Source organism: Brevibacillus sp. HB1.3, from assembly GCF_013186635.1.
Taxonomy (GTDB): domain Bacteria; phylum Bacillota; class Bacilli; order Brevibacillales; family Brevibacillaceae; genus Brevibacillus; species Brevibacillus brevis_D.
Genome location: NZ_JABMIT010000017.1, coordinates 68,261 through 81,359, shown reverse-complemented (window position 1 = coordinate 81,359; position 13,099 = coordinate 68,261). Strand labels below are relative to the sequence as shown.

11 protein-coding genes are annotated in these 13,099 nt (G+C 48.7%); all 11 read right to left on the bottom strand.

Features of this window, described 5'->3' with window-relative positions; all coding sequences use genetic code 11:
- Positions 1-109: 109 nt before the first annotated feature.
- The 11 genes from HPY31_RS27315 to HPY31_RS27265 all read right to left on the bottom strand — a co-directional run bounded on the left by HPY31_RS27315 (position 110) and on the right by HPY31_RS27265 (position 13,073).
- Positions 110-895 (bottom strand): 3-hydroxybutyrate dehydrogenase, encoded by a 786-nt coding sequence (locus HPY31_RS27315; RefSeq protein WP_172143155.1) that lies wholly within the window; start codon positions 893-895, stop codon positions 110-112.
- A gap of 66 nt (positions 896-961) precedes the next feature.
- Positions 962-2,344, bottom strand: a complete 1,383-nt coding sequence (locus HPY31_RS27310) for a GntP family permease (protein ID WP_172143154.1) — start codon at positions 2,342-2,344, stop codon at positions 962-964.
- 404 nt (positions 2,345-2,748) lie between these two features.
- A complete protein-coding gene (locus tag HPY31_RS27305; RefSeq protein WP_172143153.1) occupies positions 2,749-4,119 on the bottom strand; it encodes a sigma-54 interaction domain-containing protein in 1,371 nt (456 codons plus the stop codon).
- A gap of 53 nt (positions 4,120-4,172) precedes the next feature.
- Positions 4,173-4,556: an MmcQ/YjbR family DNA-binding protein gene (locus HPY31_RS27300; protein WP_172143161.1), complete on the bottom strand. Its 384-nt coding sequence runs from the start codon at positions 4,554-4,556 to the stop codon at positions 4,173-4,175.
- Between the two features lie 32 nt (positions 4,557-4,588).
- Positions 4,589-5,815 (bottom strand): MFS transporter, encoded by a 1,227-nt coding sequence (locus HPY31_RS27295; protein ID WP_172143152.1) that lies wholly within the window; start codon positions 5,813-5,815, stop codon positions 4,589-4,591.
- A 277-nt stretch (positions 5,816-6,092) separates the two neighbouring features.
- On the bottom strand, positions 6,093-7,433 hold the full coding sequence (locus HPY31_RS27290; RefSeq protein ID WP_172143151.1) for an alpha/beta hydrolase-fold protein: 1,341 nt from the start codon (positions 7,431-7,433) through the stop codon (positions 6,093-6,095).
- Between the two features lie 9 nt (positions 7,434-7,442).
- Positions 7,443-8,462 (bottom strand): FecCD family ABC transporter permease, encoded by a 1,020-nt coding sequence (locus tag HPY31_RS27285; RefSeq protein WP_172143150.1) that lies wholly within the window; start codon positions 8,460-8,462, stop codon positions 7,443-7,445.
- Positions 8,455-9,462, bottom strand: a complete 1,008-nt coding sequence (locus HPY31_RS27280; RefSeq protein ID WP_172143149.1) for a FecCD family ABC transporter permease — start codon at positions 9,460-9,462, stop codon at positions 8,455-8,457. Before HPY31_RS27280 ends, HPY31_RS27285 begins: the two co-directional genes overlap by 8 nt.
- 19 nt (positions 9,463-9,481) lie before the next feature.
- The gene (locus HPY31_RS27275; protein WP_172143148.1) at positions 9,482-10,486 is read right to left on the bottom strand and encodes an iron-hydroxamate ABC transporter substrate-binding protein; all 1,005 of its coding nucleotides are present in this window, start codon (positions 10,484-10,486) and stop codon (positions 9,482-9,484) included.
- A gap of 112 nt (positions 10,487-10,598) precedes the next feature.
- On the bottom strand, positions 10,599-12,248 hold the full coding sequence (locus HPY31_RS27270; RefSeq protein WP_172143147.1) for an AraC family transcriptional regulator: 1,650 nt from the start codon (positions 12,246-12,248) through the stop codon (positions 10,599-10,601).
- A 252-nt stretch (positions 12,249-12,500) separates the two neighbouring features.
- Complete coding sequence (locus HPY31_RS27265; RefSeq protein WP_253901966.1) at positions 12,501-13,073, bottom strand: DinB family protein; 573 nt, start codon at positions 13,071-13,073, stop codon at positions 12,501-12,503.
- Positions 13,074-13,099 lie beyond the last annotated feature (26 nt).

The window sequence follows — 13,099 nt, the reverse complement described above, 5'->3', positions numbered from 1 at the left end:
CAGGCTATCCTTTTTTTCAGCACTTCGTGCTGGAACAATACCAAAAAGAAATCCCCAAAAGGGGGTTTCTCTTCAGTCTGCCCCTATAAAAATAGGGACTTTAACAGGCTTACTGCGCTGTATACCCGCCATCAATGACAACAGCCTGGCCCGTAACACCTGATGCTTTCTTGCTAGCCAAAAAGGCAGCGTAGTTCGCTACTTCCTTTACTTGCAGCAGTCTCTTCTGCGGCACCAGCGGGTAGATGACTTCTTCCATCACCTTTTCCAACGGCACATTTCTTGTCTTAGCCAAATCCGCTAATTGGTTTTGTACCAGCGGCGTATCGACATACCCCGGACAAATAGCATTTACCGTAATACCAGCCGCTGCTCCTTCCAAGGCTGCAACCTTGGTGAGCCCGATGACTCCGTGCTTGGCACTGTTGTAAGCTGCCTTCCCTGCAAAGCCAATCAAGCCGTTGATCGATGCCATATTGATGATTCGGCCATGGCCTTGTTGCTTCATAATGGGGAACACGTGCTTAATCGCAACAAAAGGCGCTGTCAGCATAATACTGAGCATCTGTTCAAATTTTGCAGTCGGAAACTCTTCTATAGGAGAGACAAACTGCAATCCGGCATTATTCACTAGGATATCGAGTCTGCCAAAAATTTGGACTGTCTGCTGGATGCACGCCTGCATTTGTACCTCGTCGGTAACATTACAACCAAAGCTGATTGCTTCGTGGCCTTCCTTCTGCAATTGGGCTGCTGCTTCTTCCGCTGCTTCCCCATTCAAGTCCAGTATGACGACCCTCGCCCCTTCCTCGGCAAACGTCCGGGCAATCTCCAATCCAATACCGCTTGCAGCCCCTGTTACTACTGCTACCTGTTGCTCCAACAACTTTTCCATACCCTACTATCTCCTCTCCTGATCCTCATTATCTCTGTCTATAAAATCGCTGATCTTTGATGAAAATTAGAAAATAGACACGGCAAATGCCAGAATGAATACGACAGCTGTTTTCAAAACCGTAATCGCGAAGATGTCTTTGTACGATTGACGATGAGTCAAACCAGTAATCGCGAGCAGTGTAATGACCGCCCCGTTGTGCGGCAATGTGTCCATACCACCGGAAGACATCGAGGCAATACGGTGCAGCAACTCAGGGCTAATTCCCGCAGCACTCGCCATCTCCAGATATTGCTTGCCCATAACCTCCAGCGCGATCGACATACCGCCCGACGCTGAACCGGTCACACCTGCCAGTACGTTTACAGCCAGTGCCTCAGAAACCAACGGATGGTCACTTGCTCCCATAATCCAGCCTTGGATGAGCTTGAAGCCCGGCAATGTTTTCACAACGTTTCCGAATCCAACTTCGGAAGCAGTATTGAAGATCGCCAAGAGAGAGCCCATCGCGGCAGCAGTCAAGCCACTCGCCAGCTTGTTTTTGACTTGCTTCACATTGATTAAAAGAGCGGCAATGATTCCAAGACAGAGCGAAATAATCAGTGACCAAGAGGATACGACGTTTTTCACTTTCTCAATCTTAAATGATTCTTTGAGCATCGCTGGATCGTACCACGTCTCTACTGTCCAAATCCCTCTACTAAACATATAGTTACCCACGAGTACCAACGCCAACGGGAGAATCGCGACCCAGATATTCATGTAGGATTCATTTTTAATCAACTCTGGTTCATTCGTATGTCCCTCGCCGTAGCCTTCTCCAGCAGCGACAGCTTGCTTGCGTCTGCGCTCCAGCCATAGCATCCCGCCAATGAAAACCAGAATGGCGCCAATCGTTCCAACAACAGGTGCAGCATAGGCATCCGTGCCGAAATAAGTCGTAGGAATGATGTTTTGAATTTGTGGTGTACCTGGCAGGGCGTCCATCGTATACGTAAAAGCCCCGAGCGCAATTGTTCCTGGAATGAGACGCTTCGGAATATTGGCTTCACGGAAAATCGCAGCGGCAAACGGATACACAGCAAATGCCACAACGAACAGGGAAACTCCACCATACGTCAAAATCGAACATGCCAGAACGACAGCCAAGATCGCTCGATTGGAGCCAAGCGCTCTCACAATCGTGTGGGCAATGGATGAGGCGGCACCGCTCAACTCCATGACTTTCCCGAAAATAGCACCCAGTAAGAAAATAGGGAAGAATGATTTCACATAGTTTGCTGCATTCGTCATGAAGGTTTCGGTGTAGCTCGGCAGCAGAGAGATCCCGGAAAGGACAACGGCCAGCAGCGTAAATATAGGGGCAAATACGATAACAGGATAGCCCCGATACGCAAAAAACATCAGCAGACCGAGCGAAACCAAGATGGATAGCACTTCGATGATCATAGAATTCTCCTTTCAATTTTCTCCTCCGCTTTACAGAGGAAATTGTGTGGATTCACTGAGGAAACGCTTTCAAACTCAATTCAATTGCACGGACCATGCCAACACCGACCGATTCCAAAAAAATCGTTCAACCATACCCCTTCATCGTGCCTGGACTGTTAGCGTACGGATGATAGCGCTTGCAACTTTTCCGGAATTCCGGAATTATTTGTCCGGTTTTATGGAATCTAGCAAAAATCCGCCCACTTTTTAGGGAATCTGCTCAAAGAAGGCTATTGGGTTTTTGCCGGAGGTCATCTTGCTCTATTCCAGAAAACCGGAATCTACCAAAACGCTATTGCTTCAGATGAAAAAAGCCGCGAACTTGGCTCAACGCCACATCCCCGACTTATACACGCCTCGTGCTACTGGTACTTCTCCCACTTTTCGTAAAAGCTGGACTTGCTGATTTGCAACAGCTTGGCGGCGTTAAGCTTGTTCCCCCCTGCTTGCTGCATCGCTTGACGAAGCGCTTCCTGCTCAGCCTCTTCCAAGACTTGTTTCAATGGTCGAACGGCATGAGTTGGAACCGCCAAGGATTCGTGCGTCCCTTCGTCAGATACAGGCAGCCAAATATGCTCCTTTTTCAAGATATCGTCTTCCATTAGATGCAGGGCTCGTTCCAGCACGTTTTTCAACTCCCGTACATTGCCTGGCCAGGAGTAGCCACGAAGTACGTGCCATACCTCTTCATCAATGGCCCTGACCGCAACACCAGTGGACTCGCCAAGCTGTTTGAGCAGATTCGAAACCAGCTCCGGCAAATCCTCCAGACGCTCACGCAACGGAGGAATCGAGAGTGACACGACATTCAATCGATAATAGAGGTCCGCCCGAAACTTTCCTTCCTTGATGCTTTGAAGCATATCCGAATTCGTGGAAGCGATCACCCGCACATCGATTGGCGTCGTACGTACAGCACCTACTCGCTCGACTTCTTTTTCCTGCAACACACGCAGTAGCTTGGCTTGCAGCGGCAACGGCATGTCCCCGATCTCATCCAACAAAATGGTTCCGTGAGTGGCCAGCTCGAACTTTCCTTTTTTTCCGCGGCGAACAGCTCCGGTAAACGCACCTTCTTCGTACCCAAACAGCTCTGATTCCAGCAGAGAATCCGGAATAGCGGCACAATTCACCCGAATGAAAGGGCCCATTTTGCGCTTGCTCTCGGCATGAATGGCGTGGGCAAACAGCTCCTTTCCCGTCCCGCTTTCGCCCGTGATGAGCACAGTCGAATCGCTTTTCGCAACTTTCTGAGAAAACTTTTTAAGCTCCTGCAGCTTCTGGCTGTACCCAACGATTTGGTCAAAGTGATAGGTAGCCCCCATCCGCCGCCGCAGCTCTTTCTTATAATAGGTCAATTCATCCTTCAGCTGAGCAACCATCGCTGCCAAGGCAGTGAGCTCCTGCACATCTTGGAACAGCACCGTTCCCAGAACCGCAATCACTTTTCCTTCGTCCATGATCGGGATGCGATGCGCAATCATGTTCTGTCCTTTTATTTGCTGAATGTCGGCGATCTCGGCAACGCCAGCCTGACCGACAATATGCATCCGCGTGTTTTCGATGACATCCGTCACTGGTTGTCCAATCACGTCCTGTACATTTAAAAACTCCCGATAACTCCGATTCAATAAGAGTATTTTTCCGTCCTTGTCCGTTACGATCATCGGTTCATGGGCATTTTCAAAAACGACCTCAAGCAATTTGCTCATCTGCTGGAGATTCCAATCCAAAACCGGCTCCCCCTTTGTCTGAATGCGGTTGTGTAAAAATTATACAGGAACGATCAGGGGAGGTGTTGTAGTTGCTTGACCAATCGCTTGGGAGCCGCGCACATATAGCCTTCCCGTATGTAATCTTCAATTTCACCATAGCCCGTCACGTTTTTGTCCAGGATCGAAACCCAGCCGTGATGACCGATGTACGGTGTCTTGTAAAAATGCTCCTGTGCAAGCAAAATCTCTTGGGTCGTCTTTAGCACCTTCACAGAAAAGGAGGGGCCTTCAGTGCCCCCCTCTCCCAAAATGACAAACGGCTTGTCGTTTACCCGAAACGATGTATGTCCAAAAGCGTCTACCTGCTCTGTTACCTCTGGCAACCGCATCGCCAGCTCGCGAACAGCAGCTACCATCTTCAAACCTTCTATAGAGGAAATCTGTTCGTGCACCATCTGGTCCAAAGCCTCCCTTTGCTTCCAAACGATCATGTACCAGTCTGTTCTGTACTTTGCACCACGTTTCCTTCTCTCATACGATAAAGCGGCAAAATAAAGCTGAGACCAATGATCATCAGGAATGCAGCGATCCCGTATATGACTGCGAGCGGAAGATACAGCTTCAATACTCCCGTAATACTCATCATGACGACCATGGAGCCTGTAAACAACGGGGTCAGTATTCCATTCACCCGACCAATAAAGGTACTCTCTGTGTTTTTAAGCAGCATGGTGTTGATCCCGATTTGAATGGAGGGCAAGAGCAATCCCGCAATGAACTGGGCAACAAGCGTCAGCCACAGATTCGTGGACATCCCGCAAATCGCTACTGCGACCGCATTCCCAAGAAGTCCCATAACCAATAGCTTTTGCGGCGGAATCGTTTTGGCAGCTGCCATCGTCATGGCCCCTCCGGCAATCATCCCCACACCTTGGGCGGTAATTAACCATTGCAGGCTTTCTTTTGGCAATTGCAGTTGTTCGGTCACGATAAAAATCCCAAGCGGCTGGATCATTCCCAATGAGAAGCCCACAGCCAAAAAGCAAAAGCCAAGCATTGACAATACACGACTGGAGAACACATAACGAATCCCGCTGACCATCTCCCCAAGCAGTGCCGTTTCTTGCTGCTCTTCTTTCTCGACACGGTCTGGCGGCAACAAATACAGGACACCCGCTGCTGCGAGGAACGCAACTGCCGTGATGACCATAGCAACCTCCATCCCCCATTGCTGGAACACAAACGTACCGACAATCGGACCAAATACCATGAAGATCGCGAAAATAGTCTGGTACGCCGACATTCCTACCTGAAGCTGTTCACTAGGTACATGCAGCTTAAACAGCTTCATTCCGGACGGTTGAGAAAACTGAGAGAGAATGGCTGAAATGAGTGTGGCAAAAAAGATGGCCTTCCACGAGCCGAAAACAAAGGTAAGCAGCACTCCGACAACCGATAGAGCACTGAGCACCTCACACCAGACCATCGTTTTTCTCGGTTGCCAGCGATCGGCAAACGTACCAGCAAGAAAGGAAAACAGAAAGATTGGCGCATACTCTGCCACAGAAATCATGGAGACAGCAAACGGATCGCCTCCTGTATGATCCATCACATAGAGCAGAATCGCCATGTTGCGCACCCATACTCCGATTTGCAACAGAACTGCTGATAACAAAATAGCCCTGACATAACGATTTTTCAAAACATTTGACATAAAAAAGCCTCCTTATCCATTGCGATCTGGACAGGAGGCTACGCATATTATCGTCAAAAAGACATAGAAACCCTTTGGTGAGTCTAAAAAGGATCTACCATCTATTCGCCAATATGCACATACTACCCCTATCCAAAAACGCATCGATTTATCCGATTGGTTTTGTGGAAATAGGAGTTAGCAGATCATCGGCTTAATGGTCACCCTTTCTTGTAGAATGACCCAAGGGTACCACAAAAAGTAATCTTGTGACAAGAAAAATTCACTTGATCTTGTCCTATGCCTTGTCTACAAGTGTGATGCGCTCTGCTGCTGGAATGCGTGGCTGTGCGTTAGGGATCGCGGCTGGATAACCGATATGCAGGTTCCCCAGCACCTTTTCACCTGGTCGAATGCCCATCGCTTCACGGAATTCCGGCTCGTGAATCCACGGGTACGTCTCCCATGTCAGACCGATGCCTTTTTCCCACGCCAGCAAACTAAAGTTATGAATGACAATGCTAGTCGAAGCGAAATCGTCCTGACGCGTAATCAGGTTCGGACTTTCTTCCATAATGACCGTCATCAGCATCGGAATCGCCATAATTTTATTGTAAAACTTCTCGCCGACTTCTTTCTTTTTCGACGGATCAATCTCCCGCTTCTCCTTCATGATTCGCACGGCCTCGGCGATTCTTTTCTTGCCTTCCCCGTACGACACAATAAAGCGCCACGGTTGTGTCATGTGATAATTCGGCGCCCACACGGCTGTATCCATCAGTTCTGTAACCAGCGCAGGGTCTACCTCCCGATCTGTAAAGCGATGAATTGAGCGACGCTCTCTAATCAATTTGGTCAGTTCCAATTCTGTCTCCTCCTTCTCATTCCAGAGCCATTGCAACGCCCCAGGAAATCTGGCGTTTGCACATTTGCTCAAATGATCCGCTCCTTCGTCCATGAACAGGACGAGCTGATCTGCTGTGAAGCCGCTATCAGCCAATATCTGATGGGCTTTTTTTGTCAGCGGGACCATTTGTTTCTGGATGTTTTGTTTTTTAGCACCTTCCTTACTGCCAACATCCATGTAGATGCGCAGCCCGGGTTGGTACATCTTCTTTTCCCGCATAAACGGAACCATGCCCTCATACCAATACGATCCCGAGATGCTGCCGATTTTCGTGAAAACATCCGGGTATTGGTGCGCAGCGTACATCGAGATCAAGCCACCCAGCGAAAATCCGATAATCCCTGTTTTTTCGGGCCTAGGGTCTGTCCTGTATTTGCTGTCGATATACGCCTTACATTCATTAGCAACGTAAGAAAGATACGCATCTCCTTGCCCGCCAAAATCAATGTTGCGCTCAGGCGAGATCGCTTTGGAAAACCAGGGCGTATAGTCATCCCTGCGATTTCCTGGTTGGATGCCGACGAGAATCAGCTCAGGAATTTTCCCCTCTGCAAACTTATCTTCGATTACATCGAGGGCAGTACTAAACGCAGGATCAAACAAGTCACCGCCATCATGGACATACACAACGGGAAAACGGGACGTACTCTTGTCGTAGGATGGCGGCAAATATACGAGCAATGCTCGGTGATGGCATACGTCTGCAAGCAATTGTCCCTTCACAATTTGCACGTCCCCTCTTTATTTTTTTCTTCTACTCAGTAAATAGAAGAAATACGGTACACCGATGATCGAAATGACGATACCCACAGGCAGTTCAATGGGTTTGAATACAGTTTTGGCGATAAAGTCAGCTGCCACGACCATGAGCATCCCGATTGTTCCAGCCAAGGGAAGAGCATACCTATGCTGGATTCCCGTCAAACGCTTCGCAATATGCGGTGCCATCAAGCCAACGAATCCAATGCCCCCGGAAACCGAGACACACGCGCTCACGATCCCGATACTCGACAGCAGGAGAATATTGCGCTCCTTTTCCACAGACACACCCAGATTTTTGACGGACTCCTCGCTCAGTTGAAGCAAATCGAGAATATGCACCTTGCGCATCAAAATAGGAATGAGTATGACTAGCCATGGCAGCATCCCCGCAATATGCGTCCAGTTGGCACTCCAAATACTGCCTGAGAGCCACACGGTTGCCATTTCAAAATCGTTTGGATTCATTTTTAACGAGAGATACAGCGATACAGCACCTAATCCGGAACCAATGGCGATCCCCACCAGAATCAGCCGTTGTGGATCAAGCGCTCCGTTACGCCAGGCAAAGAGGTAAATCAGTCCAGCCGCAAGCAATCCGCCTGTCAAACCGAACAAAGGCATGGCCATGATGGAATACCAGCTCGCCTCCATAAATTGTCCACCGAAGAAAAACATAAAGGCGACAATAGCGGCTCCTGCCCCAGCATTAATGCCCAAAATCCCCGGATCAGCCAGCCCGTTACGGGTGATCCCCTGAATGACGGTACCAGCAACCCCTAAGCCAAAACCAACCGATGCCGCAATAACGATCCGCGGCAGGCGAAAATCGAAAATAACCAAATCAAATTCCGCTACAGGATCCATACGCAATAACGTTCGGATGACATCCATCACCGTCATGTCAAATACACCGTTGGTCAGGCTGATATAAATCGCCAGCAAAATCAAGGCGATATTGACGAGTAACAGCAAACGAAATCTAGCTTTTCGATCAGGCATGCTTTCCCCCTCCTCTCTTGTAAATCAAATAGAGGAAGAACGGAACGCCAATAAAGGCCGTTACCACACCGATTGGGGTCTCAAACGGACTGTTCATAAATCGGCTGAGAACGTCAGACAAAGCCAGGAAAATGCCGCCCAGTAATCCTGCACATGGAATGATCCATCGATAATCGAGACCTACCAAAAAGCGGGTAATATGTGGAATGATCAGCCCGACAAAGGCGATTTTTCCTGCCAACGCTACGGAAATGCCTGTCAGAATGACAACAGCGGCCGTTGCCAGCACTTTGACCATCACCGTTCTCTGTCCGAGACCGCGAGATACTTCGTCGCCCAAGGACAAGATCGTAATCGATTTGGACAAAAGAAGTGCTATGACAATACCGACGATAGCAAAAGGAACCGCCAGCTTTACTAATTCAGGCTCCAAGAGATGCAGCCTTGCATTGTACCAAAAGCTGACATTTTGCGAGACTTGAAAATAAGTAGAAATCGCGGCTGAAATACTGCTCAGAAAGGTACCCGTAATCGTACCGATGACCGCCATCCCTACTGGCGTCAAGCCGTTCGGCAATAGTCGGGAAAAAGCGAGTACCATCGCAACCGCAAGCGCCGAACCGATCAAGGACATGGTAATCATCGTGACACTCGTAGCGGATGGAATGAAAACCATGCATAGCGTAACAGCAAAGACCGAGCCGTCAGACACACCCATAATAGAGGGGGACGCGAGGTAATTCCTCGTCATCCCCTGCATCAACGCTCCCGATATCGCTAAGAACGCTCCGATCATGAGTGCGCCCAAGACTCTCGGCAAGCGAGAGTGCATGACAATTTGATGATCGACATTCCCTTCATCAAAGGCAGAGAAAGCTTGATAAATCGTCCCCGCATCAATCGGCTTGGCCCCGTAATGAACGGAGAGCAAGATTGTAAGCAAGATCACCACTGGCGAAACAGCTAGTATGATCATGGAAGTTGCTTTTTTGGATTGCATAGCTTACCCTCGCCCACTTTTACTTGGCAGACAATTTTTCTACAGCCGCCTTCAGGAATTGTGCTTTGCTCCAAGCAGTACCGCCTTGTGCGAGAGGATCAACCACGTTTACGTAAACATTGCCGTTTTTCACTGCATTCACGCTCTTCCAAATCGGGTTGTTCTGCAAATCTTCCAATGCGTTTGGCTTGTCTTTATTCTCATCTGGAGAGAACTGGATGAACAGGTAGTCCGGGTTGATTTGGGTGAACTTCTCCATGGAGATGATTTCTTGTGCCTTCGCTGCTTTTACTTCTTCAGGTGCAGTCAAACCAAGGTCTGCGTACAGAGCTGGGTTGAAGAACACTTTCTCTGGATAGATGTTGATGTTTCCTTGGCGCAGACGGATGACGAGTACTTTTTTATCCTTTATGCCGTCGCCCAATTTTGCTTTCGCCGCTTCAATCCCTGATTTGTATTCATTGAGCGCTTTTTCTGCCTCAGCTTGTTTGCCAGTCAACTCCCCCAGCAATTGTAGGTTCGCTTCCCAGTTGGTCGAAATGTGGGACACAGGGAAGGTAGGCGCAATTTTGTTCAATTTCTCAGCCATCTCAGGCGGGAATTTACTGCTTCCCAGAATGACATCAGGCTTCAAGGACAGGATAGTTTCCAGGTTCGGTTGGATTTTTTCTCCAATGGATGTGGCTTCGCCCGTAATCGGTGCAAACATCTCCGGGAATTTACCGCCTACAGAAATCGCTCCTACCGGTTTCACGTTCAGTACCAGCGAATCTTCCATAGACTCCATGCTGCCTACAATGGCGATCCGCTCTGTTTTGCTAGGAACAGTATATTCTTTATCCAAATATTTGATCGTGCGGGTCTCTGCTTTATTCGCTTCATCCGCCGGCTTTTCTGCTGTAGCTGTTGTCGCAGGTGCTGTAGTAGGTGCGGTCGTGTTATTCGCTGCTTCTTTTCCTCCGCCGCACGCTGTCAGAGCCAATGTCAGCGCTGCAATGCTCAAGCCTAGGTATATCTTTTTCATTCTTGAAAGACCCCTCTCAGAAATGTAATGTTTCACTCTGCATAAGTGATAACGATTATCATTCGTGATTATAAAGCATCCACTCTTGCCCGACCATGGACGAAATCCAGAATCAACATGGACGATCTCCTGAAAACAATCTCACACTCTCTTCCACGATCCGTTCATGAGCCGTTGCCGAGTATTCTCGCCAAGGGTCTGACGTAATGACATGCGCCCGATTGTTGCGGACGGCTTCGATCTCTTGCCATGGTCCCGATGCTTTCAAGGCTTGGAAGCATGCCAGCGTTTCAGCCTCTTGGCAAACCAGCAACAGCAAGCGATCTGGCGCGAGCGCAGCCAATTCCTGTGCGGTCACAAGCTGGTCGTACTCCTTCTGCTTCGAGACAAAAGCAGGTTTGACTTGCAGATCCTGATAAAACACTTCGTTCATACTGCGATTGCAGTGGACATAGAGCTGGTTTTTCAAAACCCGCACGATAAGCACGGTTTCATCGCCCAGAACCTGTTGAAGCTTTGTCCGAGCCCGCTTCACCTTTTTCTCATACTCGCAAAGCCAATGACTGGCTTCCACGGACTCACCCAAGAAGTCCGCCATGAGCTGAAGTTGTTCTTTCCATCCCCGCTCTTCAAAGGGAACATACAAGGTGGGCGCAATTTCGTTCAGTTGCTCCTGTTCCTGCAAGCTCGTCTCGTTCAAGCCAATGATGACATCCGGCTTGGCATCGCGAAGCATTTCAATATTGGTTTTCCAATTCTGATTAATTCGAAACGCGCTCAGATGTACCGGGATATCGTTTCGATAGCTGTGATGATAGTAAGCCGTCCATTTCGGGTGCAGTGGCGCCGCGTAAGGAATCATTTTCAAAGCCAGTAAATGCCCGATGATGGTCGAGCCGTACGCCGCAATTTTTCGTTGGCGGCTTTTCATATAGAGAGTGGGTGAAACACCGACAGCTTTCTTGAATTTTCGACTAAAGTAAAACTCGTCGTTGTAGCCCACTTGATGAGCGATATCGCGCAGCTTGGCATGCGACTGCACCATCATCTGCTTCGCCCGGCTAATACGAAGCTCTGCCAAGTAGTCCATAGCTGAAATGCCATACGTTTTTTTGAACAGATCGACGAAATATTTTGGACTCACCTCTGCGATTCGAGCCAGCTGTTCAATCGTGACATTTTCCGAGTAATGCTCTTCTATATGTGCGCGTGCCTGCTCCAGCGCCATTCCAGAATCTGTGGCCGAGAAGTGAGCATGCTTGACGATGTAGTACCATAGCTCTTGAAAAGTATGTTGGCCTCGAAAACGCTCGAGCGCCGTCTCCTGCTTCCATAGATTCTGGATCAGATCACAATAGACAGGCAGCTGCCCTGCCGATTGGACAGAGATCTCTCCCCGAAAAGGAAACAGATCCTTTTCCCGAAGGGCTTGGAAGCGTCGATGTCTGTCTCGCGTTTCCATAAAGACATCAAAACGAAGCATGTACATCTCCAAATGATCAGCCGAATCAGGGACGATGCCAAACGTAAGCATAGGGGGACACACGTAAATCGCATCCTGCCGCAATTGGTACTCCTCGTTCTCCAGACGCAGGCGCCCTCGTCCCCCGGTTACGACCAACAAAATATGCGAATGAGTGAATTGTTGGCGTAGTCGGTCATATCCTTTTGCTTTGAGCCATGTAATGTCACGCAGCTTAAAAATGGCTTCTGCCATGGTCTTCTCTGTGAATTGTTGAACCAAGGCTTGTGTTTCGTTCATGTTCTCACCTCTGCCCAATCCTCTATGTAAATATTGATAATAATTCTCATTATCACCGATAGAGAAAGTATATCAAAAGTGACGCTTGCTTCCTACCAGGAATATGTAATCGACGAGCAAACAATCATCAAAGCGCTGTGCAGACCTCTGGAAATTCAAAAAGCGAAACCGTGTCCAAAGTGGTCCAATCTGGAAGTATCTCAGAGGTGGACGCCTAAAGACGTGTTTCGCTTTTTGCATGAAAGAAAAAACCTATTGTTCTACCGCGGAAGTCTCGAACAGATAAAAAATGTAATCGGAGGAAGCTCCCGCGTGACCCATTTGTCTAAGCATGGCGGAGATATTGCCTCGGTGATAGGTTCCGTGATTGGCGACATGCTGGACGATATCTGCATAACGAGCATGAACCGTGCCTAATGCCGGGTGCGTATAAGGCGCGGTGTCCTCCATCGAGATTTGCTCGAAGAAGTCTCTGAACTGCTGGGCTGATTCGGCAAACAGTTTTCGCAGCTCGTGTACGTTTTTCCCTTTTAATTCCTGCAAGAGAACCCCCACTTTTGGTCCTACCTCTTCGTAGCTCTCCCCCTTCATGGCCAACAACCAAACATAATCCGTTTTGAGAATGTGAGCCAACGTCTGGGTGATGGTCGGAAACACGCTGGGAACCTCCTGCTCACTTACTCCCTCTGGTACCTCTTGCAACCGCTTGAATACCTTTTCGTTTGCCCATACATGATATTCGTACAAACGCAATGCTTCATGCTTCATAATCAATCTGCCCCCATTCCCTTTGTCCATCTCTTCTTTGCTTTCAATATAAATCAACTCTGCTGACAAAAATGGTCAGTGAT